Origin of the sequence: Streptomyces sp. NBC_00513 (assembly GCF_041431415.1) — a bacterium.
In the GTDB taxonomy this organism is placed as follows: domain Bacteria; phylum Actinomycetota; class Actinomycetes; order Streptomycetales; family Streptomycetaceae; genus Streptomyces.
In genome coordinates, this window is sequence record NZ_CP107846.1 from 128,598 (window position 1) to 155,577 (window position 26,980).

Consider the following 26,980-nt stretch of genomic DNA (forward strand, 5'->3'; position numbering starts at 1 on the left):
CGGTGATGCAAGATAGGTAATGTTTTCTTGTTTGCGGGTGGTGGCAGCCCGCGGCACCGAACACACCCCAACACCCTGGAGGCCCTGTGTCTTTCTCCCTGACGTACCCCGCCGGCAGCCCGACGCAGACCGCGGGCGCCGCGCCTGCCTGGCCGGCGACCTCCGCGGCCGCCGTGGCCGAACTCGCCCGGCTCGCCCAGCTCCTGACCGAGGCCGGCGTCACCAACGTCCCCGCCACCGGCGTCCTTGCGATCCCCGGACTCGCCGCCGGCCCGGGCGACACCGCCGGCATCCGGGTGCGCACCACCGGTAACCCGCCGCATGCCGTGTACGTCATCGCCGGCGGCAGCATCACCCCGCACACCGGCGCCGACAGCGCCTTCGCCCGCCTCCACCCGCTCATCGAGGCGGCCGCCCGCCCCTGCGACGGATGCGGCGCAGAGGCCGGCGCGCCGTGCAACCCGCACTGCCTGCCCGACCCCACGAACGACTGACACCCCACCGGCGGGGCGCCACGAGCGCCCCGCCCCGGATGAAGGAGAAGCACATGATCCGCGCCGGACGCCTGCAGCACGTCCAGACCATGTCCGACCTGGCCGATGCCCTCGGCAAGAAGCTCGTCACCGTCCGAAACCAGAAGCCGTACGCGGCCGAAGGCCACCCGGCGCCGATCAGCTCGCCCAGCGCCCGCAACCAGCTCTGGGACGCGGAGCAGACCAAGGCCTACTACGCTGGCGAGCCCATCCCCGAGCTGCCCCAAGTCGACGACGACGAGGACCTCCTGGACCGCCACGAGGCCGCCGAACTGCTCAGCATCGCCCCCGTGACCTGGAACACCTACAAGAAGGACCCGGACCTGGCCGCCGGCGTCGTCCTCGTGCCCGCGGGCCCCAAGGGCACCGAGCACTGGCCCCGCCACCTGGTCCTCGCGTACAAGAACAAGCGCCCCGGCAAGGCCGCCGGCGGCGGCCGCCCCACGGGCAGCGGCGACATGATCCCCCGCGACGAGATCCTGCCGCGGATCGCCGAGCTCCTGGACGCCGACCCCGCCGTCAAGGGGGAGTACGTCGCCGAAACCCTCGGCATCACCTTCCGCCCCACCGCACAGTCCGGCCTGGCCACCCTGCGCGGCCGGCGCATCGCCGACCTCGCCGAGAAGCAGCCAGGCCTGGACCTGAAGGACGCCGCCCGCCAGCTGGGCTACCCCGCAACCCAGGTCCAGGCCGACAGCATGGCCATCGCGGTCGCCGAACGGGAGCTGCGCGCACGCAAGGATCAGCCGTACCTGCAGCGGACCGCCGACTTCCTGGCCGCGGCCGGCATCGCCCAGGAAGTCCAGGTGGAGATGCGCCAGCCCGACGGAGAACACGTCGCCGCGGCCGTTCCGCTCGACACCGACCAGCCGGCCGCGGCCGTGGTGTGGGACTCCCGCTACGGATGGCGGACCGCCACCAGCCGCCGCCACCCCATCGGCAAGGCCACCGACACGCCGCCCGAGGGGGAGGGCATCCGCTACCTGGGCAGCGGGCTCCGCCCTGAGCCCGAAGAGCTCATCGCCGCCCTGCGCGACGGACGCAAGGGCACCAAGCGCCCCCACCCCACGCCCTGAACCGCGCCCTCCGCCATCGAGACGCGAGCCCCGACCCCCGTACGCAATCCGGCCCAGGCCGTCAAACCCCACAGACAGTGGAGGCACAGCGTGAGCACCGAGCAGTCCGACTCCGACGCGTACGGCCAGGAGCTGGCCCGCATCGGCCATCACCAAAGCGAGGCGACAGGGGCGCGGTTCACCGTGTTCAAGGCCCTCGCCGCCCTCGGCGTCACTCCCGAGCAGGCGGACGAGATCGTGTCGAAGCTGGAAGCCGGCGCCGTGGCGGGGGCCCACACCTGGATCTCCGAGAGCAGCGCCCCGCACGGGTCAGATCCGCAGTTCGAGGACGGATGGCACGCCGGGGTCCGCGACGTTGCCAGCCACCTGCTGCGCATCGCCGACACCACGGCCACTACCCAGCGCGGACTCGCCGCCTCCAGCGCCTTGCTGCTCGCGCACCCTCGGCAGCCGGCCCCCTCCACTCCGGAACCCCCGGCGCAGGAACAGGCTCCGGCCCTGGACACGAAGGAGGTCTTGTCGGCGGCACGGCGCTGCACATGGGCCTTGGCCGACCCGACCGACTTCCTCAGCTCCGAGGCGTCGGACGAAATCCTGACCGTGGCGCTCAGCGCCGTGCGCGAGGACGAGCGAGCAGGGTACGTCGAGCGCCTTCAGGTGTTCGCCGAACAGCACCGCGCACGCCTGGAGGAGTTGCTGCGCTCGTACGGCCCGGGCAGCAGGCCGGCCGAGCACGGCCGCTACATGCTGGCCGGTCAGCCCGAAAGCCTGATCGTCTGCGAGCGGATGGAGACCGCGCCGTTCCTGCTGCGTGGCCGGTGGAAAAAGGCGTTGGAGACCGTTCTCCTGGACGACCTTGAGTTCGCGTGGGGGCCGCGTACCCGCTTGAACCGGTGAACCTCTTCGGTAGACGTCGACGGGCCCTTGCGGCGAGGACTCATCCGGTGGCCGAAGCCGGCCCTGCCCCGAACGCTGGCACGTCCTCGGCGCCCACGTCCAGGCGCAGCCGCTTGAATCGGAGCGGGTGCCGGAACACGCCGCCCCGGTCCACAGCCCGGTCTGCGCTGATCTCCGCCACCGCCTCCGGGCGGACCAGGACCGCGTCCAGGAAATCGCGGGACCCCCACGCGGCGGCGAACCGCACCCCCGTCCACGGATGCCCGGGGCCGGCGGCGGTCAGGTGCTCCGCGACCTGACGGGCCTGCTCCGGGCGCAGCGCGACAGTTCGGCCTACCGCCCGGAGGCGGCCGGTGTCGTCGTAGCGTCCGAGGACCAGCAGCTGCGGGCGGGTCAGTGTGCCGGTGACCGCGCCGACGATCGCCTCTGTGGTGTCCCGTCTTCTGATCTTGGACCAGCCTCGAAATCCGGGCAGATAGCGCTGGTTCATGCCTTTCACGACCAGGCCCTCAACGCCGGACACGTCGGTCCACGACTCCAGCCACTCCCGCGCCTTCGCCACGTCCGTTGTCATCGGGCACAGCGTCCACGGGGCTGTCAGGGCCCGGGCCGCGAACAGCACCTCCAACCGTCGTCGACGCTCCCTGTAAGGCAGGGTGAGCAGCGTGACCCCGTCAGCCATCAAGACGTCGAACGCCACGAAGTAGGCCGGCAGGCTGGCCGCCAGCCCGGGCGCAGTGCGACTGCCGGCAGCGGCCCGGCGCTGCAGACCCTCGAAGCTGAGCTGCCCGGCCTCGGCGTCCCACACCACCAGTTCGCCGTCGAGAACCAGCCTGTCGGGGAGCTGTTCCGCAGCAGCGACCAAGTCCGGGAAACGGTCCTGGATCAGCGATCCGCGGCGGGTCTGCAACTGGACCCGGCCACCCTCCTCGGCGGGGGTGAACAGCAGGGCGCGGTGCCCGTCGAACTTCTGCTCAAAAGCAAGATCACGCACCACAGTCGGCACCGACTCCGCAGCCTGCGCCAGCATGGGCTCAACCGGTGGTCTCAGCGTCACCCGCAGGTCTCCCTCGTCATCTCTCCTTCCAGGGTCCGCCGGATCGGACCGGACCGGACCGGACCGGGCCGGTCCGGGCGTGGAGGGTCATCCATCCGAGGAGCCGACGGAGCCGTCCGGAGCACTGAACGACCTGTATATGGCACGGTGGCAGCCGTTCGGCGCTGGTGACCGATAAAGGCGACGAGCTCACCCCTCGAAATTGCGGTACACCGGCCCGAACAGCCCCGGCAGACCTCACGGTCTGCCGGGGCTTTCGCCTCCACGTGCGCGGTACGAGGCGCCCGTGATACACCGCTCGCCCCGGTGTCGTCCCTACTCTGAGCCCGTGGACCATCTGACAGACGAATCCGTGCGCGAGATTCTGCGGTCCCACCGGGACGGGGCGCGATCAGTCGGCTGTACGCGACCGGCGAGATCACCGAAACCACCTTCCCCACCCCCGGGATGCTCACCGTCGAGCTGGAAGACCAGGGCCGACACGAGAGCGCGGAACGGATCGGGGACGTAATCGCCTACGCGTGCAGGGTGGGCGAGCGCACACCCGTGAACGGCTGGACCAGCAAGGTGTGATCCCCGCCCGCCCCGTGGAGCTACTCCCCTTGGCCGCCATGGACCGGGACGGGCCTCGCCGCCCTCGGGACAGTGCCGCCGGGCGCCAGGCCCTCGGAGGCTCAGACGTCAAGGAGACCCAGGGCGGAGTCCACCCGGCAGATCGCGCAGGCGCGCGCGATCGAGTCCCGCAGCGCCTCGACCGCCTGCGCGCGCGTGGCCGGGCGGGAGCGACCGGAGACCAGCGGGCAGTCACCGGTGTGGACGAGAACGGAGCGGCCGGCCGCGTCGATCCCGTACTCGATGACCCACTCCACCACCGGCGGCCGGTACCGGGCCGCGTCCGCGCGCACCCGCTCCTCAGCCTCCACCGCGGCGATCCGGACCCGGGTCTCGTCAAGGAGGACCGACAGGAGCGTCTCCACCGTCCGCAGGCGCTCCAGGTCCGGCGGGAGCCACGCGGGGCCGCCCGCCAGGTCCACGACTACGCCCCTTGAACCAGGTGGGCGCGCTTGAGCCCCATCCGCGCCTCGACGATGTCCTCGCGTGCCAGCGTCGACCAGAACGGGTCGGTCAACACCAGGCCGGTCAGCCGGCTCAGTCGACGCTCGAAGGCCGCCTTCCGTGCCCGTTGCTGCGGGGTGTAGCCGGGGCTGGCCTCGACGTCGCCGCGGTGGGAGTAGACGCCCTCCCGCGCCTGCCAGCCCTCCAGCGGGTCCGCCGACCACGGGAGTGTCGCGCAGAGTTCCTCGTGCTGGGAGCGGACGCGATGCAGCTGTGCTTGCAGCGCGACGAGACGATGGGGGTAGTCGACGGTCATGGCTCAATCATACGCCTGTTCGATTTCGTGTTGTAATCAGGACATGGCCGAAAACTGGCTCTTCCCCGCCGATCTGATCCAGCTGAAACAGGAGAGCATCCGCACCTACAACGAGCTCTCCGCCACGCCGACCGCCGAGCGGCGGACCGAGCTCGACCAGCGGCTGTTCCATCTCTCCGTGCGCATCGGCGAGCACCCGTACTGGCGGAAGCACCCCCGCACCCCCGCCGCACGCGTCGCGCTCCACCGCGCCGCCGTCGCAGCCCCTGGCGGGGAGCCCGCCGTCGAGAAGCGGGTCGTCGACGGCCGCCTCATCACCTTGCCCCCCGGTACCGGCACAGAATGGCAGTACCCCCCGGCCGGGAGGTGACCCGCCCTCGTGTCGCTCGGGGGAGCCGGTGAGGGCGACGTCAGTGGCAGTGCTCCGTAGCGCTGCGCGGTCGACGTCTCAGCCTGTCGGCCCTGATCGGGGTAACTCCTGGATCGGCTCCGGTTGGTGCGATGCGGCAACTTTGACGAAGTCGCTGCGGCCGGTCACAGGGTCCAGGACCGCGACCTGGAGGGCGGGCCGTGGGGCAGCCTGTATCCGGGCCAGCCACGTGGGACCAGGCACCAAGATCGTCAGGTTCCCCGGCCATCTGATGAGGCCCTCGGGGGCCGGGCACACCACGCCGGCCAGGAGGGGGTCGCTCCATTCCCGCGGCCGGGTGTAGACGAGAAGACCGTTGCCGTGAGACGGGCTCTGGTCTCCGTAGACGACCGTCTTGCCCGAGGTGGAGCGGACCATCTGCGTGAAGACTCGCCACATCGCGGCATCGATGCCCGCGTGCTCGAAGAAGCCGGCCAGCCGTTGCAACTCGGCCAGCCGTTCCAGCTCCGCCTGTATGGACCGGGCCGCGGCATTGCGACGCCACTCCTTGAGGGCGGCGGCCCGGGCGTCGGCTTCCCGCCGTCGTTGCTCTTCCTGGCGCTGAGCCTTCTCCGCGGCGGCTGCTCGCGCGGAGGCTTCCGCACCGGCTTCCAGGCGGGCGCGGGCGACCGCCAGGTCCTGGTAGGCAGGGGCCGTCCACCACACCGTGCCGTTCGGCTCCGTGTGAACGTGCACCCGGCCCTCAAGAATCCACTTGAGGGCATCGCCGAGCGGGCAAGTGATGTGGACCCAAGCCGCTTTCGCTTTCAGCGTGCGCGGCGCCCAGACGTAGCTGGCCATCCCGTGCCGCACCTGCCAGACCCGGTCATCCTCTGCCGGAAAGGGCACGCGGAGCGTGGGCACGACCCGCTGCCAGGGCCGTTCCTGGGGCCCGACCCAGCACACCGCCACTCCGTCCGCGGCATACCGCTCGGTCCGCATCCGCGCCTCGTCCGGAGTCATGGGCGACAACTGCGCCTCCAGTGCCATGAACGCGTGGCCCTGCTCGTCGAAGACCATCACGTCGGCCCGCCAGTTGCCGGTCGCGCCGGCGACCTCAAGCTCGGCTCGCCAGCCCGCCGCCCTGGCGGCCATCGCCAGTTCGCGCTTCAGGCGATGATGCTCCGGCGACTCGTTCGCCAGCTCGCAGTTGTCCGGGCGCGCCTGGTGGTAGAAGTGCCGGGAGCGATGCTGGGAGATCCGGGCGAAGACCCGCCCTCGGCATTCCGGACAGGCCAGTTCCATCCCCGGAACGCGGTGGACATCTCGCCATGAGCGGCCACAGCCGAGATCGTCCAATGAGGCGTCCAGCCGGCCCCAGTCCTGATGGACAGCGGTGTACCCCATCGACGCCCCCTCGTCCGTCCCGAGGTCAGCGTCCCCGCTTCGCGGGCAGCCTTGCGGCGATTCTCGGAGAACGGCGTGAACCGGACTATCCGCCTGGCGGAGGTGCACCGCCGCCCCTCGACATCGGCTGCGGGCTCCGTACCCACCAAGAGGGGCCCGCCGCCGCAGACCCCTCTTTCGTCCTCCCGTGGACGGCCGCACGGCGCTCGTGACGCCGCGGACCTAGACCGAGGGCAGGGGGAGGCGGAGACCTCCGGGTGAGTCGGGGGCCGGGACCTCCTCCCCATCGTCGCCGCCGTCGCCCCGGGAACAGATCGGGCACCACGGCAGGTGCCTGTTGTGGAAGCGGCTGAGGATGGTTTTGGGGATCGCCAGCAGGAAGAGGAAGGCCATGAGGTAGAGCGCGGCCTGCTCGAACAGGAGGTTGCTCGCCCCGGCCGTCGCCACGACGCAGAGCCACACCACAGGGGGCACGGTCAGCCGGTGATCGAGGAGGAGATAGCGACGGCCGGACTCGGCCCGCTCCATCCCCCGATTGAGGTCATAGCCGATGGTGCAGCGCGCGCACAGGGCCCCGGCGTGGTTCATCTCAGCCCACCCGGCACCCAGGGCGATCAGCATGACAACCCACCGAATCGCCTCCCACGGCCCCGTGTGAGGGACGAGGACCAGATAGGGGACCAGGATCGCGCACGCCCCGATATGCACCCAATGGGTGTAGTGGCCCGCCGTCTTGGAAGCGCGGTCGAGCGCGGAGAGAGCCCCGCTCCACCACGGACGGGCAAGAGCCTCGGCGTTCCGCCGGCGGAACTGCACGGCCGCGACCACCAGCACCAAGGCGATCAGAGTTGCGCTGATGCGTACGGTCCTCAGCGCGTCCAGGTCGGTGTACTGCCGGGTCCGTGGGGCGGGGGCGAGGAAGAGGAAGAGGACGGCGGCGATGAGCAAGGGGCCGACGAGATGCGCGCAGTACAGGGGGATCCGGTAGCGGATCTTCCTCAGTTCCGCGGCGGTCCGGTGGACACACAGGGGGCAGTCGGGCAGGTGGAAGGACAGGGCCAGCGCGGCCGCGGCGAGTACCAGGGTGAGAGCCGATACGCCGACCAGGGTCGCCCAGTGCAGGTCCTTGATCTGTAACAGGACGACCCATGGCGGGATGGTGAGAAGCAGGACCTTCATGGCGTGGTGTGCGGCGAGTCGGGCAAGCCTGGTCACGGGGTCTCCTCCGTCGTGAAGTCCACCGTGAGTGTCATCCCGAGGCCGTCGGCCAGGCGGAGGAGCGTGGACAGGGTGGGGGTGCTCTGCGCCGACTCGAAGCGCGAGACGTGCGCCTGCTTCATGCCCGCCCGAGCGGCGAGCTCGCTTTGTGACAGGCCTGCCGCCCGCCGGAGTTCGAAGACCTGCGTGGCCAGGGCGTAGGCGAGATCTCGCTCAATGAGCGAGCGATCCCGCTCGGCGGTCGGGGTGACGCGGGTGCGCGTGTCGTCCATACCGGCGACGGTATATATCCCTTTGACGGTATGTCAAACAAGCTGATGGGGCCGGGAGTGGGAGAGATCGAACGCCGCAGCGGTCGACGCCGACGCGGTGACGGACCGGCCCGTGCCGCCGAAGACGGCCGACGGGGCGCATCAGGGCAGGCGATAAGGGGGTGACGGCCGTCGAACAAGAGTCCGAGGCGGCGGGGGTGGTAAGAAACTTACCAGTCGCGGTAAGTTTCTTACCGCGACGGGAGTGGTCCCGTCCCGGCGAAAAGGGGATCACCATGCCCGAACTCGATATCCGTCACGTCGGAGCCACCGAACTCCATCAGCACTTCGACAGGGAGTTCACGGCCCAGGGCTGCTATGTCGAACTCGGCTTGAAGGACGGCGTCCTGTTGGCCGACTATCACGCCGAGGTCGGCAGCCCGATGACGCCGTTCAGTGTTCACTACGGCTTCGACCGGCGATGGGCGATCCCGGCCCTGACCGGCGAGGCCGCCAACGCGTTGCTTCGAGACATCGCGCCTCTCGCCCAACGGATGCTCGACGACTGGGAAACCGATCTGGACGACAGGCAAGCCAACGTCGTCGCCGTTCTGGGCGACGACGCCGCGGCGGCGGAACGGGAGATCGCGGACCTTATCGGCGAGCGGTACCCCGAGGACCTGCCGGCCGACATGAACCCGGACCTGATCCAGGAATGGGACCTCGACAGCGCGACCAACGGCGAGGAAGCCGACGCTTACGACATCACCGACGAGACCACCGACGAACGATTGGCGGAGATCGAGGCCGACATCCTTTCCAACCTGGCCATGTGCGGATCCATCGAGAACCCCAAGATCGTCTGCCACGGCCTGGACTCCTACCTGGAAGGACTGCGCGAGCAGAAGATTGCCGAGGCTCGCGAGAAGGTCGAGGACGAGCTGGAGGCCATCGCGGAAGCGGTCGCGAGCCGACCCGACACGGTCAAACGCGCTGCCCGACTCGGCCTGTCGGATCGCCGCATCGCCGAACTCCTGAACGTCAGCCACGTCACGGTCGGCAACATTCGCAAGAACTCCCCGAACTGACACCTCGCAGCATCCCCAGTAGACGGAGTGGCCGCCCGAGATGGCGGGTGTGCATCGCAGCGATAGTTGTCACCGGTGCCGTGACCGACCTGCGGCTCGGCGCTGGAATCTCAGCGGTACCTGTCACCAGATGCACGCGCTTGTTGTCACCAACGGCACTTTCGCAGCCGTGTGGCACCACGCCGACGAACGCACGAGTCGGTGACCTGGAGTGTCGTACGGGCGCCGCTCGTCGTTCACCGTTCGAGCTAGATGACACCGCAGCGGTGGCCTGACGTGCGGTTTCTGGCTGGTCGGATCGCTCTGCTTGACACCGGATGGTCATTCTTTGTTGACACCCACACCTGATCTCCAGTCCAGATGACACCGACATCGGCGAAGAGACGCAGCCGGCAGGTCAGTGGGGGTCCCCGTACCGCAGCGGACGGCGGGGTCCGTCAGTGAACTGGACAACGATGTGGACAACGGCGAGTAATGGAGCAGGCAGCCGAGTGGGACGTGATCAGTCCAACAGAGGCAGCGACGGACGCCGTTCCGCGGAGAGACCCGACCGCTCAGGCTCTGGCCACTCGGGAAAGTCGGCCAAGCTCCCGCCGTAGGCAAGCACGGTCTGCGAGGCGAGGTCGCAGCACGCTTGGATGAAGCCTTCAGCGCCCATCAGGCGCATCGAGTGCCTGCCCCCCTTCAGGGACCACAACGCGCCGGAGCGGTTCGACACCGTGTACGGGTCCCCGCCGTGGCTCAGGATGTCGCGGAGGGTCTTCATGTCGGCGAGGTACAGCTTCACCTGTTGGGTGCCGACGTAAGCCTTCCAGCGCGAGCGGTTCCCGGCGGCGTTGCCCAGAGCCCTCGTACGGACTCCCCAGTCGTCGGTGAAAAGCCGGACCGCGTGCTGCTGCCCAACGTGACGGAGCTTGTCTGGGTTGAGCGGAAGATGCCGCGTCCGGGACGGATCGAGGGCAAGGACTTCGTTGAAGAAGGCTTCGACAGCCGCGTAGGACAGCGTGAAGATCCCCCACCGCAGGGCGTACTGCTTCTTCGAGCCCCCGAGCGACTTGCCGTCCTTCCCGGTCAAACTGTCAATGTCGCGGTGAAGCCCCACCAGCAGGGAAGGATTCTGCAGTCCGGCGGATAAGGCGTTGGCGGCGTCGATGACAGCGGGAAGGCGAGGGTGCGGAGGCATACGCGTGATCGTAATGGCTGCACTGCGAACGTCGGCTAGTCGAGTGAGGACTGCCGACCTGGCTCAAAGAACGTCGCGTCTGCCTTGCGCTGGCGGACTCGATCTCGACAAGACCCTGATTGACCGATGACCAATCGTCCGCCCCACCCTCGCCCTCAGTGGCAATTGGCTCGGACAAGTGTCACCTAGCAAGAAATGTCGCACGTCGACCGACACGAGCGTCCGGGCGGTGACAGTTCGCGCTGCGAAGTGACAACTATCGCTGCGAGGCGCAGCGGGACCTCTTCATCCTGAACTTCACGGATGGACTTGATACTTACCCCTAGGGGTAAGTATGGTGTGGGTGTCGGAGGGGTCCAGCCCTCCGACACCCCGCCGGCCGGCCAGCAAGGGCCGTCCGACGTCCATGGAGGGTACGCCGTGAGCATCCGAATCATCGACTGCACCAGCCCCACCGAGCTGTTCCGCCACTACGACGGCCAGTCCGAGGCGCAGCCCGCCTACATCGAACTCGACCTGCCGAACGGCGTCCTGCTCGCCGACTACAACGCCGAGATCGGCAACGGAGTCCCCTTCACCGTCTACCACGGTCAGGACCGCCGCTACACCATCCCCGTGCTGACGGGGGACGCCGCGAATCGCGTCATGAAGGAGATCGCCCCGCTCGCCGACCGGATCCTCGCGGACTGGGAGGAGGTCTGGGACGGGAACAACACGGTCGTCCGGCTCGGTGAGGACGCCCAGGCCGCCGAGGACGAGATCGAGACGAAGCTCGGCCTGGCCCACCCCTACGACCAGGTCTTCGAGGAGAACGACCTGATCGGGCAGTGGGACGTCGACGCCGCGCTGAACGGGCTGGAGGCCGAGGAGTACGGCATCACCGCCGACACCAGTGACGAGCGGCTGGACGAGATCGCGGCGGAGATCCTGGGGGACCTGGCCGACTGCGGCGGCAACACGGTGGTCGTCTGCGCCGGCCTGGAGGCCCACCTGCGCACGCTGCGGGACGACGCCGCCACCGACCAGGACGACGAGGACTGACCCTCCCTCCCTTGGACCCCGTCCTCACCGGCTCGGCCGCCCGCCCGGGCGGCCGGGCCCTTCCCTTTAAGGAAATCCCTTCTGTGTCCGACTTCCTCGAACTTCTTCGCCGGGCCGAGGCCCGTATCGAGCACGGCAACGCCGAGCGTTCCGCCGGTGCCGACGACAAGGCCCGCGTCATCGACGCCGAGGTCACCCGCCGGGGCCGTGGCGGCGCCAAAGCCCTGGCCGTCGAGCTGAATGTCAGCGAGAAGACGATCAGCCAGGCCGTGGCCCGCGCCCGCACCGCCGGCGATCCCCGGCGCCGGCTCCCCCACGACACTCTCGACCGGCTCCTGGCCGCCGAACTGCGCGACCTGCCCCCGCTGCCGGCCGGGCACTGGCAGGCCCTCGCCTGGATCGTGCGCGGCACCGTCATCGACGTGACGTGGCTGGAAGACCCCGGGACGCTGCTCTCCTACGAGGTCGAGGACCTCGAAGAGGACGTCGTTGCCGACATCGACGCGCTCGCGGCCGCCTGTCGGTCCTGGTCCCGTGCGCAGGGCCTCGCCGTCATCGACGCGATCCTTCAGGGCGACGACGACGCCCTGCCCACGAAGGGGGAATGACGGTGGAGTTGCGCCCGTACCAGAACGAAGCCATCACCGCGATCTTCGAAGGCCTCGCCGGCGGCGGGGTGGGACAGTTACACGCCGCGTGCGGGTCGGGCAAGAGTTTGATGGCGCAGCAGTCCGCGATGCGGCTGCTGCCCGCCGGCGGACTGGCCGTGGTCATGGTTCCCTCGCTGGCACTGGTCGCCCAGACCATCACCACCTGGCGCGCGCTGCACCCTGCGGGGACCGGGCTGGACGTCCTCGCCGTGTGCTCGGACGACACCGTCACCGACGCCCCCGCGCATCTGCCCGACATCCCCGCCCAGGTCACCACCGACCCGCAGATCATCGCCGACTGGCTCGCCCGCCCCGCCCGTGGGGGGATCCGGCTCATCGTGGGTACGTACATCTCCGCGAACCGGCTGCACGACGCTCTGCACCAGGTCGAGGCGAAGCTCGATCTCCTCGTCCTGGACGAGGCGCACCACCTGACGGGGCGGCCCGACTTCGTGATCCGACGCGTCACCGAACCCACGTACCTTCCCGCCGTCCGGCGCCTGTACATGACCGCAACCCCCCGCGTGGACGCGGCCGCCGCCGGCCGCCACGGGCACCTGTCCATGGACGACGTCGCGCTGTTCGGGCCCGTCCTCTACACCTATCCGTTCAGCCGGGGCATCGCCGAGGGCTATCTGGAGGACTACCGGCTCTACGTCATCGGGATCCGCGAGAGCGAGGCCCGCGCCATGCTCGCCGACAAGGGACGCGAGTACGTGGAAGGACCCGGCGCGCCGTCGATGCAGACCCTCGTCGCGCAGGCCGCACTCGTTCGCGCCGCCCAGAAGTACGGGGTACGGCGCGCGGTCTCATTCCATGCTCGCGTCGCCCAGGCGGCCGAGTTCTCCCGCTCCCTGCCCGACCTCTCCCGCCGCCTCGCCCCCTCGCTGCCGGCCCCCCTCTCTCGCGTGATCCACGGAGAGATGAGCCCCCGGCTCCGCGAACAGGTCCTCGACGACCTGCGACTGCCTCCCGCCGACGGGTGGACGGTCGTCGCCAACTCCCGCCTGCTCGGCGAGGGCGTGGACGTGCCGGCCCTCGACACAGTTCTCTTCGCGCACCCCAAGTCTTCCGCGGTGGACATCGTGCAAGGCGTCGGCCGGACCCTGCGCCCCCACCCCGACACCCCCGGCCTGTCCACCATCATCGTCCCCCTGATCGTGCCCGAACAGGACGGTGAGATCGGCGACCTGGACCCCGGCGACTACGCCACCCTGTGGCAGGTCGTCCGCGCCCTGCGCGCCCACGACGAACCCCTGGGCAGCGCACTGGACAACTGCCGAAGCAAGAGCACGATCAGCAACCCCAGCCTTCCGTCGAAGATCACAGTCGAACTGCCCGGGGGCACCGGACAGGCCCTCATCGAGCAGGTCGAACTGCTGCTGGTGAGGCAAAGCACCTCCCCTTGGTGGGAAGGCTTCGGCGCCGCCCACGCCTACCACGAGGAGCACGGCCACCTCGACATCCCGTCCGGTCACGTCACCGCCGATGGGCGCCGACTGGGGCAGTGGATCAACAACGCCCGCCAACACCGCCGCAAGGGCTGGATGGGGGCCGACCGCATCGCCGCCCTGGACCGGCTCGGCATGATCTGGGACTCCGACTGGTACCACTTCCAGACGGCCTTCGGCCACGCCCGCACCTACCGGGAGACCCACGGCCACCTCAACGTTCCCCAGGCCTACAGGACCCCCGACGGCTACCGGCTCGGCACCCGGATCAACATGCTGCGCCGCGACTACGCCAATGGGCGCCTGACCCCCGAGCGGATCACGGCCCTGGAGCGACTCGACATGACCTGGAACACCCGGGCACAGGCCAACGAGGAACTCATCGCCCAAGCCCGCGCCTTCCACGCCGCCCACGGACACCTGCGCGTGCCCCACACCCACGTCACCGACGACGGGTACCCGCTCGGCAGCGCCCTCAAGACGCGCCGTAACCGCTACCCGCACGGCGACGTCGACTCCGGCGTCGTGAGCGCGCTGGACGAGCTCGGCATGGTCTGGGACCTCCGCGAAGCCCGCTTCGCCGACGGGCTCGCCGCCTGCCGCCGCTACCGCGACCAGCACGGAGACCTCGCCGTCCCCGTCAACCACATCGACGCCGAGGGCTACAACCTCGGCGACTTCATCGCCTACCAGCGTTCCGTGGTTGCCGGCAGCACCCGCGACGCATCCGGCCGAGCCCGCACCCTGGACCCCGAACGCCGCGCCGCCCTGGACGAACTCGGCATGATCTGGTCCGCCACCACCCCCAAGCGGCCCCCCACGGACGAGGAGATTGCCGCCCTGCGCGCCTTCCCCCACCAGCGCGGCAAGCCGTTCGCCGAAGCACTGCTCGCCCTGGTCGAAGCGGGCGTCGAGCAGAAGGCACTCGCCGAAGCCCTGGACGTCAGGACCAGCACCCTGAGCCTGCGGATCAAGCGCGCCCGCGCCAACATCTACGCCGCCGACCCATTCCCCCAGCACCTCGATGCCGCTCGCGCCTTCCACGAACAGCACGGACACCTGCGGCCACAGGAGACCTCCGACGACGCCGGCACCCGAAGTCTCGCCGACTGGCTGACCAAACAACGCGCCGCCCGGCGCAACGGCCAGCTGACCGACAAGCAGATCGCCGCCCTGAACGAACTCGGGATGGACTGGGATCCCCTGGGGTCCCGTTGGCAGCAAGCCCTCCAGGCCGCGCGCAGCTACCACGGGGAGCACGGACACCTGCGACCCTCGACCGGCACGACCGTCAACGGCCTCGACCTGACCGTGTGGCTCACCCGCCAGCGCACCGCACACCAGCGCGGCACCCTCCCGCCCGAGCGTGCCGCCGCACTGGACGAACTCGGCATCGACTGGACCCCCGGCCGCGGCGTCGCCGACGTACGCATCGACCAGGCCTGGCAGACCCGCCTCGACGACGCCCGCCAGTACCAGGCCGCACACGGCCACCTCCGCCCGCCCGCCCGCACAACCTTCAACGGCAAACGCCTCGACGCCTGGCTCAGCGTCCAACGCGCCCGCAACCGCGAAGGCCGCCTCACCCCCCAACAGATCGCCGCCCTCGACGAGCTGGGCATTCACTGGTGAGGGGTTACGCGCGTCGTGGCGGGTGCGTGCGTGAGCAGGCCTGCTGCGGCGCGCGGACGCGTCGGCTACAGATGGGACGCGGGGTTCGTGGTGGCCGGGCCCTGGATGGCCGCCGTCCGGTGGCGAGCTCGGCCCCGACCGGGAACTAGGGCTTGTCTCTCAGACCGAACTCGGCCGATTTCAGGTAGCTATGGGCAGGCCATTTACCCAGCAGATCTCCAAGGGCCGCGGGTCCGTGCACTGCGCCGACGTGAGGGGAAAGGCTCCCCGTCTAATGGGGCGGCCGCAGCAATCGCAGAGCAGCGTGGTGCGGGCACCTACGTCCTCAAGGGTCCGAGCCGCCTCGACAGCGGCTTCGAACCAGCCGGCTGCCTCGATCTCTACGGGTGCGTCGGCAAGCAGAAGCTTGCTGTTCCACAGGCTGAGGCCGGTGATCGTCCGTATCGCACGGACTGCCTCCATTTTCCGGTCTCCTGCTCCTGTCAGCAGCACACGGAATCCTGGCTCTTCCACACACCCTCCCCGGCCGTCCACGAGCTGTGCGGCAAGTGAACCATCACGGCAACTGCTGAGTGCCGTGGGCGAATCCCAGGGGCGGCGAAGCCGCAGGCGTAGCAGTCCCGAGGCCGGGCATCCGCTCATTCCGGAAATCCGGCGCACTGTCGAGTGTTCAGGGCCGAGAATCGGCGCCAGATACACCAGGAAGGCGCCGCCATGATGGACAACCTGAACTTCGACGAGCCGATCGGCTCGGTAGCCGTCAGCCCCCGGGACAACAGCCTGCTGCTCGTCAAGGCCCTTGGCACCCACACGCTCCAGCTCACCCTGGACATCCACGTGCCGAAGGCACCCGAGGCAGGCCGCGTACTGGTTCTGGAGACCAGCCTCCAGGCTCCACATGGCAACGGCATGCCCATCGCCCTGGCCGCCTCGAATGCCACCCTCGCCTTCCGTCCTGACCAGCGCACCGATCACAAGTTCACCTATACGTTGACGAACGCCCAGCTCCGCGCACTGGAAGAGAACCGCTCCGGCGACCTGCGCCTGGAGATCACAGTTCGCGCGGTACTCCCTCAGGCCGCCGCCGGTCTCCACCCCGGCAGTACTGACATCCGGCTCTACCTCACCGTTGCCGAGAGCAGCTGGAAACGGCAGCTCGAAGGCCTCGGTCCCTCGCTCGCCGTAGAGATGTCGGTGCCCTTCCCCGCAACCGACGGACCTCGCCGCGAAGCCGTTCAGTACCTGCTTAGCGCCCAGAGCCGGCTTCGCGGTGCCCCGGACATCGACGGCGCTCTCCTCGACGTCCGCCGGACCCTGGAGTACATCAGGGAAAACAGCGGATGGCCCCAGCCCTCCTCCAAGAAGCAGTTCGAGCAGTACACGAAGGAGGAGCGCTGGGCCGCGACGTGCAAGGCGCTGGAGAGGCAGGCCAGTGGCGCCCTGCACAAGGACGTCGTCACCAAGGAGTTCACCTACACCCGTGAAGAGGCGGAGACCATGATCGCTGCGACGGCAGCCCTGCTCCGCCTGATCTGAACCCCCTTCCTCCGCGCCGTGTACCGAGCGGCAAGGAAGCGAGTCGTGGCCCGGCAGGCCCTCCCGAAGGCTCGGGGACGCGCGGCCGCTGCCCGGCGCACCGCCACGGTGAGATCCGTATCCACTGATCCGCCGCCCACCCCCGTCACCGTCGTCATGCCCGACGGGCAGACGCTCACAGATTCGGCGATGTCGTGTCCGAGAAGGCGGGTTCCCGGATCTGGTGAAGATTCCCGGCTCCTCGGCCAGGCGGCGAGACTGCTCGCGGTACCACTGTCACTTAGCCGCAGGTCGGTACATCCTCAGCAGAGTGGCGAGCACGCCGACCTGGTCATTGACGCTCATCCCCTCGGGAGCTTGGCCTTCGGCGAGCTTCCGGGCACTGTGAAGGACAAGGCCGAGTCCCGGACGATCCTGTGTATAGAGCAGGACTCGGCACGTCCGGTCTCGCGGGATGCGCGGCGGAAGATGGCCAATCTTGCGCTCGGCCAACCTTTGCTCGATGTCCTCGACGATGCGGGCTCCAGCGGCGCGGGCACCGGCGAGCCCAAGTAGCTCACTGACGTTCCAATCCAGATGGCCGCCGTTGACCTCGATCAGCCTGGGAAGGTTGTCCCACTGAGTGGTGGTCATGCCGTGTCCTCTCCGTTCCGTTCGCGGGCGGCGACAGTCTTGCCTCACAGAACCGGTTCTGTCCTGCGAACCCATTCCTTCGGGTCTCCTCCGCGACGAAGAGTTGACGGATGAGTCCCTCAAACAGGTGGGCCTGAAGGTCGTTCCCTCGCGATGTCCGCCGCCCAGAGCCATCCACGGGTTCGAGCCCCCACCATGCGGCGTAGGCCTCCATGAGGCAGGACCAGGACGTCGTGGGTGGTGCCAGCGGCCGCGGGGGCCCAGGGATGATCCAGGCAGCTGGCCTCAGGGCTGCGGCACCCGACATTGCCGCCGGTCTCCTTGCGTTCGCGGTGTGGCAGGGGCAAGGCCCCGTTGCCGTCCACTTCTTCGCAGGCCCCTACGAGCGGTACGAACGCGAACTCGCCCGCAGGTGCCTTGCAGCTAGTCTTTACCGAACCGACGCCGTACAGACCGCGTACTCCTCGTCACCCCCGCCAGCCAGGGAACGACCCCGCGCCTGGGCCCTGCTGAAGACGGCAGCACGCACCCGCTCCGGCCGGTGGATGCCGCGACGCGGAAGGGACTCGACGGCTTCAGTGCTGACCGTCCGCTCGGTGCGGGTCCTGCACGGACCTCCTGGCACCCGCCAACGAGTGCGTCAGCCGGCCTGCCGGTAGCTGGCCGCCGGTCCCACCGTGCCGGGACCGAAGCGGGTGTTGAGCAGGTCGATGGCCTTCTCCGCCCGCAGCCGCCGATCGCGGCCCTGGTCGAAGGACAGCTGCTCGGCGACGGTGGCCGCGTCGACCAGCTGCTCGCAGCGCAGCGAGATGCCGCGTACCCGGGCCCGCTGGAAGCCCAGCGCCCGGTACATCTCGTAGGCGGTGTCGCGGAGGTCCTCGGTGTGCGCGCTCGGTCCCCCGGGCAGCTGGCGGCTGCGGTGGACCTGGGATCGGTTGGCCAGGGTGATGGTCATCGTGATCGTCCTGGTCGCCTGCTTGCGGGTCCGCAGCCGGTCGCCGAGCTCGACCGCCAGCGAGAGCAGCGCGGCGCGGACCGTCTCGGGGGACAGGGTGTCGAGGGGGAACCGATGATGCGCGGCCGTGCTGTGCGGTAGCTCCGTCGGCACCACTGCCCGGCGGTCGATGCCGCGGGCCACCTCGCGCAGTTGCCGGCCGGCCCGCCCGCCGAGCACCCGCTGCACGGTCGCCTCCGGGAGCTGCGCCAGCAGGCCGATCGTGTGCACCCCAAACTGGACCAGGCGCTGTTCCTGGGCGCGGCCGATGCCGTACAGCTCCCCGACCGGCCGGTGGTGCAGGAACGCGGCCACCTGCTCCGGAGCGGGGCCGACGGCGATCAAGCCGCTGCGCGCGGCGTCCCGGGAGGCCATCGCGGCCACCGACCATGTTGGGCCGACGCCGATCGCCACCGGCAGCCCGTACAGCGCCATCGCTCGGGCCCGGATCATCAGTCCAAGCTCGGCCGGGTCCCGGTCGAAGAACCGGATGCTTCCTGACACGTCCGCCACCAGGACCGAGGGTGGGACCGTCTGCACCACCGGAGTCACGTCCGTCACCAGGCCGTGGAGCAGCCCGTAGATCACCGGGTCCACGTCCACGGGGCAGCGCAGATGCAGGATCGCGGAGCCGGCACCCACCGGGCCCCTCTGCTCGTCGTCCACGGCGACACCTCCTACACCCACCGTATCGAAAACTTATTCGAACAGGCACGCCGGAGCGGACCGCGAGATGAGGGGGCCTGCGGATGTGCCTGAGCACTGGTTCCGTCCAATGAGCATTGGGGTTGTCGTGCTGAGCGCCGTATGGCCGGGACGGTGGCGCCCGCGTGTTCGTCCCTCGTCCGAGAAGGGGGTGTTGTCGGTGGGTGCCGGCAGGGTGCGTGCATGACGGATAGCGAGAGTGCCCGCATGACGCGGATCCTGAGCGGGTTGCCGGCAGCAGCCCGAGAACTGCTGTTGAGAACGGACTGGGAGTCTCTCCAGCACGCCTACGGCTCCGGCGAGGACATACCAGTCTCTCTGTGCTCCCTCGTCGATGAAGATCCCGAGATTCGGTCCGAGGCGTTGGCCGCGTTGGACATGGGCGTGCTGCACCAAGGCTCGCTGTACACCGTCACCGCGCCCGCGGCGCTGTTCGTCGCCGCGATCCTCGACCACCCCATGGGTCTCGCCGAGCACGAGGGGCACTTCCCGTGGGACGACGGACCGCCACGCAGCTTGCGGGCCGCCCTGCTCGTCTGGCTGGGGCAGGTTGCCGAATCTGCTGCCTATGGGGAGGATCCGGTGCGCGACCGAACCGACTGGCAATGGGAGCCCTGGCACGACGAGACCCGACGCGAGCACGACCCGGACGAGCGCGCCGCACTGCACGCGTGCCGGGCCATACGCCCCACCCTGTATGACGCCGTCGAGCCGTTCCTCTCCTCTCCCGATCCCCATGTCCGTGAGGCCGCGCTCGGCGCCGCAACGCCACTCCTCTTCGCACCAGAACTCACCGACCGGGTGCCGCAGGCCGCCGCGCTGCTGCGGACACGGCTGGGCCTAACGGAGGGGAGACGGGAGCGAGCGAGTGTGGCGCGAGCGCTCAGCGTGTGGGGGATGGACACCTCCGACCTGCTCGCCGACTCCGACCCAGCTGTGCGGGTCTGCGCCGCGCTCGGACCCACCCATACCGATCGGCCACGCGCCCTCGCCGCCCTCCTCGACGCCCTGAGGGACCCTCGAACGACGGACGGCTGGTTCCCCGAGCCACTGCCCGGGCTGGACGGGTGGTTCCGGTTCACCGTGCTGCGCGCCGCGCTGACCTTGGCCGAAAGCTTCGAGGAGGTGGCGCCAGTGGCGATCGCCATGGTGACCGCCGGTGGCACGTCGGTCACCGACCACGAACGCGGACCGATCCTGCTCAGAGCCTTTGCGGGTGGATACGACCCGACCCACCCGCTCACCCCCGCCCAACGCAGCCTGTTGCGGGCCTTCGTGGACATCGACGAGGCGGCGGGCTGCCTCGCCGGGAGCGCGTTGTGGTTCCGCGCGGCCGGGCTGCCCGCGAACCGGGAGGGCGTCGCTGCGTTGCTGTGACCTTGCCCGCCACCGCACCCTGCACCCATGACGCTCCCCCTGCGGTTGAGCATCGAAGTTGTCCACCCGGGCCATCTGCAGTGCACGGTCACAGCAGACCCCTGCCCCGGAGCTTCTGGCCGGGCGCCGGGACCGTGTTATCGACGACGCCTGGAACTGACCGGCTTGCCCAAGAGGTGGAGAGGCTTGCCCAGGCCGGGCGCCCAAGGCTTGCCCAGGAGGTGGAGAGGCTTGCCCAGGCTGTAAAGCACCAGCTCAGGAGGCTTGCCCATGGCTGCGAGGGCCGTCCTGGCCGCAGTCGGCAGAACGCGCCGCCAGCACCCGGGGGAGCGGTAGGCCGAGGCCAAGTGCAAGGCTCCAGCAGCGCAGCGGAAGGCCCAGGCCGACGAACGGAAGGCCGCGATGGCAGCAGCCGCGGCAAAGGTGGCCGCCAGCGCGACCGCGCGCGGGTGGTCGAAGAGTTCGGCATCGTCTCGGCCGTGGACGTGCAGACCCCGTACGACAAAGGCGTGCGCGGCTCCGGGCCGGCGGCGACCCGTATGCCATTGTGGGACGGGCGCTGCCCCTCAGCAACGGGCTAGGCCGGCGAATACGAGGACGCCCCCGGCCGGTTCTACCTCCTGAAGGACGCCCGCGCCGAGCTCCAGCGACACAGCTGGACTACGGACCTCCCCGCCTTGCTCAGCGTCAGGACCTCCGCGCAGCTCCCGGCAACCTGTCCCACCCCCGACGTCGACCACTGCGGGAACTGCGGGACGACCATCGCGATCCGAGGCTGAATGATCGCCTCGCTCGGACTCTCCTGCCCCGACTGCTACGACGTGCTGTTCGGCGAACCCGGCCGCCACGACCGCCGGCACCACAGGCAGGGGTAGCCAGACGCCGGCCGCCCGATGCGCTGCGCAGATGGGCAAGCCCATGTGGACGGGCTCCGGGACAGTTGCACCGGAAGGGGGCTGGAGGGTTGCACGTAGAGGTGCACTAGGGGTTGCACCGGAGGTGTGACCGGGAGTGGGACCCCCACTTTTTTGATCTTGAGCATCGTGCCTGGTCAGGCCCGGTGGGCAAGCCCCACCGCCACGACGACACCTCTTTCTCCGCGATAGCCGGAGGAAGAGGCCTGCTTCTTTTCAGGGCCGGGCCGGCCTTCACCACCGCGGTCCAGCCCAGCTCGACTCAGGCCAGCACGGACCGGTCCCGACAGCCCGGTCCGCAGCCCGGTCACTGCTCCGAACTCGGCGCCCCTGCCGCGCGGACTGGCCAGGGTGCACCGCGTGTGCCCGCACCCGAAGACGTTCCTGGACATGCCGAAGCGGCCCCGCCGAAAGGCGAGGCCGCTTCGAGTGGAGCTGACTCAGTGCATGTCCCAGTCGACGCGCCGGCGCTGGGGGAGCGGCGGCTCGACGCCGAGTCGCAGCGCCAACTTGACCGCCGCGCGGTCCTGCTTGTGTACCGCCTGCTGGTGCCACTTCCTGCTCCCGTCCTTCAGGTGGGAGATCCAGGGCCGCTCCTTGGACTGAAGGTGCGCGGGGCGGTCGTGGTAGGTACGGGCCATCTCGGGGGCTCCTCGCTGTGGATTTGTCGTGGTGCGTGCGTTCGCGGTCGCTGACCGGCTGCCACCGCCGACCAACTGAAACAACTATACCCATCACTAATCACTCAGTCAAGCGGGAGTGGTGCGTCGCCGCCGCATGTCGCGGCGCGGACGGCCGGACGGGTGAATGCGAAATCGAGGCGAGAAAAAGGCCGTTCCGACTTCCGCGAAGTGATGAGTGTGAGGTATAGTTGTCTTGTTGGTCGGGAGTGGCACCCGGCCCGCACCCCACCGAACACACACGCTCCAGGGAGAAACCCGTGTCGAACTCCATGAAGATCACCGCCGGTCAGACCTCCACCCGCACCCTGACCGACCTGATCCGTGCCATGGACAGCCAGCGCGCCACGACCATTACCTACGTCGACAGCAAGGGTGACGAGTCGGTGCGCACCATCGAGATCCACAACATCCTCACCACCAGTAAGGGCGGCATCATCGTCCGCGCGATGTGCCGCACCCGGGGCGAGATGCGCACCTTCACCCTGGAGCAGATCAAGGCGTACACCGTTCACCGCATCCGGTTCGTGCTTGCCGTCCCGGAAGAGAAGGTGGGGGAGGCGTTCCCCGTCGCGCACTTCGTCTCCAGCGCTGACCGGCTGATCGATCTGGAACTGGAGCGCGACTACTACTCGGCACCCAAGCTGAAGCTCGCCGCTTAGGTGGCCGGGCCCGCCCCCCCTCAGGGGGTGGGCCCGGCGCCCCGGGTCCTCTGCCCGGGGGACCTATTCGCGACCGCGCGGGACCGAACCTGCCGGGCACTCGAACTGATCAGCACTTTCCAGGGAGAAGTCATGGCGCATCAATTCCGTGAGACGACGGTGCGTGTCGCCGGCGTTGACCACGCGGTTCGTACGGATGCGGCGGGCCGCGTTCGTACTGTGACGCAGCTCGAATCCGCTCACGCGAAGGCCGTCAAGGCGAAGATCGCGGAGTTGCGCAGGGCGAACCTCGCCGTCTACCGGGCTGCGGCGGTCGATGCTGAGACTGCCTCAGAGAAGCTCGGGAAGCGGTGGATTGAGGAGCAGGCGGCGGTTCGTGCGCGCGCCATCGTTCGGCGAGCCGAGCGCGGAACATTCGTGTCGCACGCATCCGCATGGGCGGCGGACCTCCGCCCGACACCCAAGTTCCGCTTCACGGGCGAGATCCCGGACTCCCTCGTGGAGATCGAGCCCGACCACTACGCGACCTCCGAAGCGGCCGAGCAGCTGTCGCTCATCTAGTCGAACGCCCTCAAGGCGTCGCCCGGTATCGGCTTACCGGGCGACGCTCGGTAGGGCCGACCGCCCGGGGGTCGGCCTCACCACATCACCCCGGCCGCGCCCGGACCCGATGGGGCGACGGTTGGGCGGAGGTGTGCGCTCGCCAGGTGGCAGAGCCGGCGCGATGCGCCCTTACGGGTCGGTGGGCCCGGACCCACGTCGCGCGGCGTACGCCGATCGTCCGCTGGCGGCTTGCCCTGCCCCCGCCGGGACTGGCGGCCGTTGCTGGAGCCGGGCCGAACGCAGCGCCCGGGTTCTCCTGCTCCGCCCCGGGCGCCGTCGAGAGAGCGTGGGCCGGTGGGGTTTCCGGCGTCGGGTGGACGCGGGGCCCAAGCCGACGGATCTGACGGGGCGTCAGAAACGCGATCATTGTCAAGGTGATGAATGGTGCGTATAGTTGTCTTGTGAGGGCGGATAGAGCCCCGGCGCGGCAGTGGCAGCCGCACACCGAAACCACACCCCAAGGGAGTCCTATGTCCCGCGTGTTCCGCATGAAGCCCAGCGAGTTCTGGTGGGAGAACCCCCTGGATCCGGCCGCCAAACTCGGATACGTACGTTTCACCTGCGCAGAGCCGGTTGCGGACGCGTGGGAGGTGAAGTTTCCCCGCTACTCGGTCGAGTTCGGTGGCTGGTGCGCCAGTCGCAACATGCGCCTCGCCGTCGACGGCATCGCCGAGCGTTCCGTCGCCGAGCAGATTCGCGACCACATCCTGGCCGGCGAACACCAGCGCTCCGCGTTCGACGACCTGTGGGCTGAAGTCCGAGACATGGGCCGGGCGCCGTACGAGGCCTTCGACGGCGGTACCGAATTCTGGGCCACAGCAGGCTCCCGCTCCGGCCAACGCGGCACGATCGTGATCCGCAACCGAGACAGCGCCGCCGTGATGTGGGACGACGAACCCTGCTTCGTCGGCGGCACCACTTACGCCCTGGACCGAATGAGCGCCACCCGGCCTGTCGAGCGGCACATCCCGCACAGCATGGGATGGCTCAAAGGCTGATCGGATGCCGTGCGGGGCAGGCGCACGCCGGCCCCGCACGGCGCCTTCGCAACCACGGCTGTCCCGCGCCCGCGCGCGAGCGGCGCGGGACACCCCGCCCGCCGCAGTACCCCTGCTCTGTCACCGCCCGGGAGCAACGCCCTGCGTGCCCGGGTCATCCGAGCCGGCGCCGCATCTGCCTGGAGCGCGGCCGCCCGCCGACGAGCATCCACGCGCCCCGCGAGGCTGATGAGGCGTACCGGGTGGGGCGCCCCCGGGCTCCCTCGGCAGTGGCAGCCGCTCCACCGCACAACACCATTCCAAGGAGACCGCGTTGCTTCCTTCCGCACACCGGGCGGGAACACCCGCCCCGCCACGCGCATCCGGCACCCTCCCGCCCGCCCTCTCTGCCCGCAAGCGCAAGACGGTCCTCACGTGGGGCCTGGGAGCGGATTCGACGGCCGAGATCCTGATGTTCCTCAACAACCCGGCGGCCCACGGCCTGGAGCCGGACCTGTCGGACCTCGTGATCGTGCACGCGGTCACGGGCGACGAATTCCGGGACTCCCTGTCGTACGCCGACCGCCTGGTCCTGCCGCTCCTGCGCGCCTGGCGAATCCGCCTCGTCCAGGTCTGTCGCGGCGGGCCGCGCGACGCCGACGGGGTCCTGGTCCTCGACGACTCCCGCGCACCCCGCCGCATCCACGCGGCTGGCCCCTGGCGCCTGTCCGACGAACTGCGCACCGCCGGCACCGTCCCGATGCTCGCCTCGGGACATCGGCTCTGGTGTGTTAACTGCACCAGTGCCTCCGTACATGGAGCGAGTCGATCCCCGCCTCGAAGGAAGCTCTGTTGTTAGACCTGCGCCACCAACTGATCGAGGGCCGGGCCGACGTGCCCCGCATCGGCTCAGTGATCCAGCTGGACACCATCCCCTGGTACGCCGTCGTCGGCCCTGATGAGAGCGTCGTTGCGCCCGTCGTCCCGTACCTCCGCGGCCTGATCCTGGACGACAACCGTCCGCCGACCGCTAAGAGCTACGCCTACGACCTGCTGCGCTGGTACCGGCTGCTGTGGTTCCTGGACGTTCCGTGGGACCGGGCGACTGAGGCGGACGCGTCCGCGCTGGTCGGATGGCTCCGCACAGCCGCGAACCCCCAGCGCCGCCGGAGTAACTCGGACGCGCCGCGGCCCGGGTCGGTCAACCCGCGGACTGGCAAGCCCTACCTCCGTGCGGGCTACGCGCCCTCGACGATCAACCACTGCCTGACCGTGGTCAGCAGCTTCTACGCCTACCACCGGCACTACAGCCGCGGCCCGCTGGTCAACCCGGTGCCCGAATCGCTGGCCATGCGCCGGGCCTTGGCCCACCGGGCTCCGGACGGCGAGGTCCAGCCGTTCCGCCGGGCACGGCTCCGTCAGAAGGTCCGCAGGTCCGATCCGCGCTCGATTCCGGACGCGATGTGGGGCGAGTTCTTCGCCGGTCTGACCTGCGACCGGGACCGGGCTGCCGTTCTGCTCTACGTCTCCAGCGGCTCGCGGGCGAGCGAACTCCTCGGGGTGACGCCGGGGGACATCGACTGGCCCAAGCAGCTGATCTGGGTGGTCACCAAGGGCACGGAGGACCGCGAGGCCGTCCCGGCCAGTCCGCAGGCCCTGACGGTCTTGGCCGCCTACCTCGACCACATCGGGCTGCCGCCGGCCGATCAGCCGGTCCTTCGCACCCGGCGGGGCCTGGACCGGCCGCTGACCTACTGGGCGATGCGGCGGGTGATCCAGCGGGTGAACGACAAGCTCGGCACGAACTGGACGCTGCACGACCTGCGGCACACGGCCGCGACGCGGATGGCGAACGATCCGAACCTCACGCTCGCCCAGGTCCGCGCGATCCTGCGGCACACCGACCTGGCGACCACGGGCCGCTACCTGAACGCACGGGTGGAGGACCTCTTCGACGCCTTGCAGGCCCACTACAACCGGCCGCGGGTCCAGCGGTCCTTCGCGCCCGGTTACGACCCAAGGGCAGGCGTCATCGGCCGGCAGGACGTAACCGCGCCGCCGGCCAGCTGCCGGAGCGGAGGCGGTGAGGCTGGCAGCGGAGCGCAGTACGCCCTGTTCTGACGGCGATCCGTGACCTGCGGCGCGCCGCCCCCGGATTCAGGAAGGAGCGGAAACGGGCCGTCTGTGGATGGTGGTCCTACGGGCGCTACGCGAACTCCCGCAGCTGACGCGGCGCGGAGGGTGTGCTGCGAAGCCGGCGCCGTTAAGCCGGGCGAAACCGGCAGGCGCGGGCAGGAGGGCCTTGCGGCAGTGATGTGTGCAATGTATAGTTGTCTTGTTGGTCGGCGGTGGCAGCCGATCACACCGGACGCACCCTCACCCCGACGGAGAATCCCATGTACTTCACCGCACTCGCTGAGCTCCCCTCCTCCCTCACCGGCGTGGACGAGCTGCGTCGGACCGAGGCGGGTTGGGAGCACGGCCCGGACGGCGTCGGGTACGCCCCGCTGTGCAACCTGGTGCGCGGGTGTGGCGCCCCCGCCGAATGGGTCATCGAGCACCCCTCCACCTGCACCCGTCGCTTCGTGTGCAGGGACTTCCACACCGTTGAGGTTGCCGCCGTTGCGGTGGCCTGCTGGGTGACCGAGGCGACCGAGCTCGCCGAGTACCTGGCAGGCACGCGCGAGTAGCTGG

28 protein-coding genes are annotated in these 26,980 nt (G+C 69.6%); 17 read left to right on the forward strand and 11 right to left on the reverse strand.

Annotated features, from left to right (window positions below; genetic code table 11):
• The first annotated feature begins 86 nt into the window (after positions 1–86).
• The 3 genes from OHA84_RS37925 to OHA84_RS37935 all read left to right on the forward strand — a co-directional run bounded on the left by OHA84_RS37925 (position 87) and on the right by OHA84_RS37935 (position 2,506).
• On the forward strand, positions 87–494 hold the full coding sequence (locus tag OHA84_RS37925; protein ID WP_266976178.1) for a hypothetical protein: 408 nt from the start codon (positions 87–89) through the stop codon (positions 492–494).
• A gap of 53 nt (positions 495–547) precedes the next feature.
• The gene (locus OHA84_RS37930) at positions 548–1,609 is read left to right on the forward strand and encodes a DUF6292 family protein (protein WP_266976176.1); all 1,062 of its coding nucleotides are present in this window, start codon (positions 548–550) and stop codon (positions 1,607–1,609) included.
• 90 nt (positions 1,610–1,699) lie between these two features.
• Complete coding sequence (locus tag OHA84_RS37935) at positions 1,700–2,506, forward strand: hypothetical protein (RefSeq protein WP_266976174.1); 807 nt, start codon at positions 1,700–1,702, stop codon at positions 2,504–2,506.
• 40 nt (positions 2,507–2,546) lie between these two features.
• Here the strand turns inward: OHA84_RS37935 and OHA84_RS37940 are convergent, their stop codons facing one another.
• A complete protein-coding gene (locus OHA84_RS37940) occupies positions 2,547–3,563 on the reverse strand; it encodes an ATP-dependent DNA ligase (RefSeq protein ID WP_323182092.1) in 1,017 nt (338 codons plus the stop codon).
• Positions 3,564–4,010: 447 nt separating this feature from the next.
• On the opposite strand from OHA84_RS37940, the gene OHA84_RS37945 reads away from it, so the two are divergent.
• A complete protein-coding gene (locus tag OHA84_RS37945; protein ID WP_266976172.1) occupies positions 4,011–4,136 on the forward strand; it encodes a hypothetical protein in 126 nt (41 codons plus the stop codon).
• 101 nt (positions 4,137–4,237) lie between these two features.
• Here the strand turns inward: OHA84_RS37945 and OHA84_RS37950 are convergent, their stop codons facing one another.
• Complete coding sequence (locus tag OHA84_RS37950) at positions 4,238–4,597, reverse strand: DUF6233 domain-containing protein (protein ID WP_266976170.1); 360 nt, start codon at positions 4,595–4,597, stop codon at positions 4,238–4,240.
• Positions 4,598–4,599: 2 nt separating this feature from the next.
• Entirely contained in the window at positions 4,600–4,935 is a 336-nt protein-coding gene (locus OHA84_RS37955) for a hypothetical protein (RefSeq protein WP_266976168.1), read from the reverse strand.
• Between the two features lie 43 nt (positions 4,936–4,978).
• On the opposite strand from OHA84_RS37955, the gene OHA84_RS37960 reads away from it, so the two are divergent.
• Positions 4,979–5,305: a hypothetical protein gene (locus OHA84_RS37960; RefSeq protein WP_266976166.1), complete on the forward strand. Its 327-nt coding sequence runs from the start codon at positions 4,979–4,981 to the stop codon at positions 5,303–5,305.
• Between the two features lie 78 nt (positions 5,306–5,383).
• On the opposite strand, the gene OHA84_RS37965 is transcribed toward OHA84_RS37960, so the two are convergent.
• From OHA84_RS37965 to OHA84_RS37975, 3 genes are all read right to left on the reverse strand, one after another.
• Positions 5,384–6,643 (reverse strand): competence protein CoiA, encoded by a 1,260-nt coding sequence (locus OHA84_RS37965; protein WP_371591631.1) that lies wholly within the window; start codon positions 6,641–6,643, stop codon positions 5,384–5,386.
• Between the two features lie 270 nt (positions 6,644–6,913).
• Entirely contained in the window at positions 6,914–7,906 is a 993-nt protein-coding gene (locus OHA84_RS37970) for a hypothetical protein (protein ID WP_266976162.1), read from the reverse strand.
• Positions 7,903–8,181: a helix-turn-helix domain-containing protein gene (locus OHA84_RS37975; protein ID WP_266976160.1), complete on the reverse strand. Its 279-nt coding sequence runs from the start codon at positions 8,179–8,181 to the stop codon at positions 7,903–7,905. The genes OHA84_RS37970 and OHA84_RS37975 overlap by 4 nt, the downstream gene beginning before the upstream one ends.
• A gap of 275 nt (positions 8,182–8,456) precedes the next feature.
• On the opposite strand from OHA84_RS37975, the gene OHA84_RS37980 reads away from it, so the two are divergent.
• Positions 8,457–9,248, forward strand: a complete 792-nt coding sequence (locus tag OHA84_RS37980) for a hypothetical protein (RefSeq protein WP_266976158.1) — start codon at positions 8,457–8,459, stop codon at positions 9,246–9,248.
• Between the two features lie 502 nt (positions 9,249–9,750).
• On the opposite strand, the gene OHA84_RS37985 is transcribed toward OHA84_RS37980, so the two are convergent.
• On the reverse strand, positions 9,751–10,323 hold the full coding sequence (locus tag OHA84_RS37985) for a hypothetical protein (protein WP_266976156.1): 573 nt from the start codon (positions 10,321–10,323) through the stop codon (positions 9,751–9,753).
• 528 nt (positions 10,324–10,851) lie between these two features.
• Here OHA84_RS37985 and OHA84_RS37990 point away from each other — a divergent pair.
• The 3 genes from OHA84_RS37990 (at position 10,852) to OHA84_RS38000 (ending at position 15,205) form a co-directional block, all read left to right on the forward strand.
• Positions 10,852–11,472 carry a hypothetical protein gene (locus OHA84_RS37990; protein ID WP_266976154.1) on the forward strand — a complete coding sequence of 207 codons (621 nt, stop codon included), beginning with the start codon at positions 10,852–10,854 and terminating at the stop codon, positions 11,470–11,472.
• 83 nt (positions 11,473–11,555) lie between these two features.
• Positions 11,556–12,080 (forward strand): hypothetical protein, encoded by a 525-nt coding sequence (locus tag OHA84_RS37995; RefSeq protein WP_266976152.1) that lies wholly within the window; start codon positions 11,556–11,558, stop codon positions 12,078–12,080.
• The gene (locus OHA84_RS38000) at positions 12,077–15,205 is read left to right on the forward strand and encodes a DEAD/DEAH box helicase (protein ID WP_266976150.1); all 3,129 of its coding nucleotides are present in this window, start codon (positions 12,077–12,079) and stop codon (positions 15,203–15,205) included. The genes OHA84_RS37995 and OHA84_RS38000 overlap by 4 nt, the downstream gene beginning before the upstream one ends.
• A 180-nt stretch (positions 15,206–15,385) precedes the next feature.
• Here OHA84_RS38000 and OHA84_RS38005 read toward each other — a convergent pair whose 3' ends face one another.
• Entirely contained in the window at positions 15,386–15,847 is a 462-nt protein-coding gene (locus OHA84_RS38005) for a ribosomal protein L7/L12 (protein ID WP_266976412.1), read from the reverse strand.
• 72 nt (positions 15,848–15,919) lie between these two features.
• On the opposite strand from OHA84_RS38005, the gene OHA84_RS38010 reads away from it, so the two are divergent.
• Positions 15,920–16,741, forward strand: a complete 822-nt coding sequence (locus OHA84_RS38010; RefSeq protein ID WP_266976148.1) for a hypothetical protein — start codon at positions 15,920–15,922, stop codon at positions 16,739–16,741.
• Positions 16,742–17,017: 276 nt separating this feature from the next.
• Here the strand turns inward: OHA84_RS38010 and OHA84_RS38015 are convergent, their stop codons facing one another.
• Positions 17,018–17,374, reverse strand: coding sequence for a hypothetical protein (locus tag OHA84_RS38015; RefSeq protein ID WP_266976146.1), 357 nt, complete (start codon positions 17,372–17,374; stop codon positions 17,018–17,020).
• Between the two features lie 640 nt (positions 17,375–18,014).
• Positions 18,015–19,034, reverse strand: coding sequence for a hypothetical protein (locus OHA84_RS38020; protein WP_266976144.1), 1,020 nt, complete (start codon positions 19,032–19,034; stop codon positions 18,015–18,017).
• 246 nt (positions 19,035–19,280) lie between these two features.
• Here OHA84_RS38020 and OHA84_RS38025 point away from each other — a divergent pair, with 246 nt between their 5' ends.
• Positions 19,281–20,450 carry a hypothetical protein gene (locus OHA84_RS38025; RefSeq protein ID WP_329449075.1) on the forward strand — a complete coding sequence of 390 codons (1,170 nt, stop codon included), beginning with the start codon at positions 19,281–19,283 and terminating at the stop codon, positions 20,448–20,450.
• 1,354 nt (positions 20,451–21,804) lie between these two features.
• Here the strand turns inward: OHA84_RS38025 and OHA84_RS38030 are convergent.
• Entirely contained in the window at positions 21,805–22,005 is a 201-nt protein-coding gene (locus tag OHA84_RS38030) for a hypothetical protein (protein WP_266976140.1), read from the reverse strand.
• A 299-nt stretch (positions 22,006–22,304) separates the two neighbouring features.
• Here OHA84_RS38030 and OHA84_RS38035 point away from each other — a divergent pair, with 299 nt between their 5' ends.
• From OHA84_RS38035 to OHA84_RS38060, 6 genes are all read left to right on the forward strand, one after another.
• Positions 22,305–22,706 carry a WYL domain-containing protein gene (locus OHA84_RS38035; protein WP_266976138.1) on the forward strand — a complete coding sequence of 134 codons (402 nt, stop codon included), beginning with the start codon at positions 22,305–22,307 and terminating at the stop codon, positions 22,704–22,706.
• A 132-nt stretch (positions 22,707–22,838) separates the two neighbouring features.
• Positions 22,839–23,267, forward strand: a complete 429-nt coding sequence (locus OHA84_RS38040; protein WP_266976136.1) for a hypothetical protein — start codon at positions 22,839–22,841, stop codon at positions 23,265–23,267.
• A 512-nt stretch (positions 23,268–23,779) separates the two neighbouring features.
• Positions 23,780–24,307 carry a hypothetical protein gene (locus tag OHA84_RS38045; RefSeq protein ID WP_266976134.1) on the forward strand — a complete coding sequence of 176 codons (528 nt, stop codon included), beginning with the start codon at positions 23,780–23,782 and terminating at the stop codon, positions 24,305–24,307.
• A 313-nt stretch (positions 24,308–24,620) separates the two neighbouring features.
• Positions 24,621–25,145: a hypothetical protein gene (locus OHA84_RS38050; RefSeq protein WP_266976132.1), complete on the forward strand. Its 525-nt coding sequence runs from the start codon at positions 24,621–24,623 to the stop codon at positions 25,143–25,145.
• Complete coding sequence (locus OHA84_RS38055; RefSeq protein WP_266976130.1) at positions 25,139–26,407, forward strand: site-specific integrase; 1,269 nt, start codon at positions 25,139–25,141, stop codon at positions 26,405–26,407. The genes OHA84_RS38050 and OHA84_RS38055 overlap by 7 nt, the downstream gene beginning before the upstream one ends.
• 275 nt (positions 26,408–26,682) lie before the next feature.
• Positions 26,683–26,976 (forward strand): hypothetical protein, encoded by a 294-nt coding sequence (locus OHA84_RS38060; RefSeq protein WP_266976128.1) that lies wholly within the window; start codon positions 26,683–26,685, stop codon positions 26,974–26,976.
• Positions 26,977–26,980: the final 4 nt, after the last annotated feature.